Source organism: Lysinibacillus sp. NPDC093190 (genome assembly GCF_050280425.1).
GTDB lineage: Bacteria > Bacillota > Bacilli > Bacillales_A > Planococcaceae > Lysinibacillus.
Genome location: NZ_JBNNVG010000066.1, coordinates 1 through 2963 on the forward strand (window position 1 = coordinate 1; position 2963 = coordinate 2963).

General features: G+C 52.0%; 1 rRNA gene. It reads left to right on the forward strand.

What is annotated here, in order from left to right:
- Window positions 1–33 precede the first annotated feature (33 nt).
- Window positions 34–2961 (forward strand): 23S ribosomal RNA (locus ACQKOF_RS24940).
- The last annotated feature ends 2 nt before the right edge of the window (window positions 2962–2963 follow it).

Here is a 2963-nt window from a genome sequence, read left to right on the forward strand (position 1 = left end):
TTTTTTTAAGTTTTTTTATAGGCTTAATAACTTGGTTAAGTTATTAAGGGCGCACGGCGAATGCCTTGGCACTAGGAGCCGATGAAGGACGGCACTAACACCGATATGCTTCGGGGAGCTGTAAGTGAGCTTTGATCCGGAGATTTCCGAATGGGGGAACCCACTACGTTTAATCGCGTAGTATCTTGACGTGAATTCATAGCGTCTTGAAGGCAGACCCAGGGAACTGAAACATCTAAGTACCTGGAGGAAGAGAAAGAAAAATCGATTCCCTGAGTAGCGGCGAGCGAAACGGGAAGAGCCCAAACCAAGAGGCTTGCCTCTTGGGGTTGTAGGACACTCTATACGGAGTTACAAAAGAGCGAGTTAGATGAAGCGACTTGGAAAGGTCCGCCAGAGCAGGTAAAAGCCCTGTAGTCGAAAGTTCGTTCTCTCCTGAGTGGATCCTGAGTACGGCGGAACACGTGAAATTCCGTCGGAATCCGGGAGGACCATCTCCCAAGGCTAAATACTACCTAGTGACCGATAGTGAACCAGTACCGTGAGGGAAAGGTGAAAAGCACCCCGGAAGGGGAGTGAAAGAGATCCTGAAACCGTGTGCCTACAAGTAGTTAGAGCCCGTTAATGGGTGATAGCGTGCCTTTTGTAGAATGAACCGGCGAGTTACGATTACGTGCGAGGTTAAGCTTTAGAAGGCGGAGCCGCAGCGAAAGCGAGTCTGAATAGGGCGAATTAGTACGTGGTCGTAGACCCGAAACCAGGTGATCTACCCATGTCCAGGGTGAAGGTGAGGTAACACTTACTGGAGGCCCGAACCCACGCACGTTGAAAAGTGCGGGGATGAGGTGTGGGTAGCGGAGAAATTCCAATCGAACTTGGAGATAGCTGGTTCTCTCCGAAATAGCTTTAGGGCTAGCCTCGTGATGAGAATACTGGAGGTAGAGCACTGTTTGGACTAGGGGGCCATCCCGGTTTACCGAATTCAGACAAACTCCGAATGCCAGATATTTATACACGGGAGTCAGACTGCGAGTGATAAGATCCGTAGTCAAAAGGGAAACAGCCCAGACCACCAGCTAAGGTCCCAAAGTAATCGTTAAGTGGAAAAGGATGTGGCGTTGCACAGACAACCAGGATGTTGGCTTAGAAGCAGCCATCATTTAAAGAGTGCGTAATAGCTCACTGGTCGAGTGACGCTGCGCCGAAAATGTATCGGGGCTAAACGATTCACCGAAGCTGTGGATTGACATCTACGATGTCAGTGGTAGGAGAGCGTTCTAAGTGCGTTGAAGTCAGACCGGAAGGACTGGTGGAGCGCTTAGAAGTGAGAATGCCGGTATGAGTAGCGAAAGACGGGTGAGAATCCCGTCCACCGTATGACTAAGGTTTCCTGAGGAAGGCTCGTCCGCTCAGGGTTAGTCGGGACCTAAGCCGAGGCCGATAGGCGTAGGCGATGGACAACAGGTTGATATTCCTGTACCACCTCCTCACCGTTTGAGAAATGGGGGGACGCAGTAGGATAGGGTAAGCGCGCTGTTGGATATGCGCGTCCAAGCAGTAAGGCGTGTGTGTAGGCAAATCCGCACACTATAACGTTGAGCTGTGATGGCGAGTCCGTATGGACGAAGTTCCTGATTTCACACTGCCAAGAAAAGCCTCTATCGAGGTGAGAGGTGCCCGTACCGCAAACCGACACAGGTAGTCGAGGAGAGAATCCTAAGGTGTGCGAGAGAACTCTCGTTAAGGAACTCGGCAAAATGACCCCGTAACTTCGGGAGAAGGGGTGCTCTTGAGCGTGCAAGCGCATGAGAGCCGCAGTGAATAGGCCCAGGCGACTGTTTAGCAAAAACACAGGTCTCTGCAAAACCGTAAGGTGACGTATAGGGGCTGACGCCTGCCCGGTGCTGGAAGGTTAAGAGGAGTGGTTAGCGCAAGCGAAGCTGCGAATTGAAGCCCCAGTAAACGGCGGCCGTAACTATAACGGTCCTAAGGTAGCGAAATTCCTTGTCGGGTAAGTTCCGACCCGCACGAAAGGCGTAACGATCTGGGCACTGTCTCAACGAGAGACTCGGTGAAATTATAGTACCTGTGAAGATGCAGGTTACCCGCGACAGGACGGAAAGACCCCGTGGAGCTTTACTGTAGCCTGATATTGAATTTTGGTACAACTTGTACAGGATAGGTAGGAGCCAGAGATCTCGGAGCGCCAGCTTCGAAGGAGGCGTCGGTGGGATACTACCCTGGTTGTATTGAAATTCTAACCCATGCCCCTTAGCGGGGCAGGAGACAGTGTCAGGCGGACAGTTTGACTGGGGCGGTCGCCTCCTAAAAGGTAACGGAGGCGCCCAAAGGTTCCCTCAGAATGGTTGGAAATCATTCGTAGAGTGTAAAGGCACAAGGGAGCTTGACTGCGAGACCTACAAGTCGAGCAGGGTCGAAAGACGGGCTTAGTGATCCGGTGGTTCCGCATGGAAGGGCCATCGCTCAACGGATAAAAGCTACCCCGGGGATAACAGGCTTATCTCCCCCAAGAGTCCACATCGACGGGGAGGTTTGGCACCTCGATGTCGGCTCATCGCATCCTGGGGCTGTAGTCGGTCCCAAGGGTTGGGCTGTTCGCCCATTAAAGCGGTACGCGAGCTGGGTTCAGAACGTCGTGAGACAGTTCGGTCCCTATCCGTCGTGGGCGTAGGAAATTTGAGAGGAGCTGTCCTTAGTACGAGAGGACCGGGATGGACACACCGCTGGTGTACCAGTTGTCTTGCCAAAGGCATCGCTGGGTAGCTATGTGTGGACGGGATAAGTGCTGAAAGCATCTAAGCATGAAGCCCCCCTCAAGATGAGATTTCCCATTACGCAAGTAAGTAAGATCCCTCAAAGACGATGAGGTAGATAGGTTCGAGGTGGAAGTGTGGTGACACATGGAGCTGACGAATACTAATCGATCGAGGACTTAACCAAAA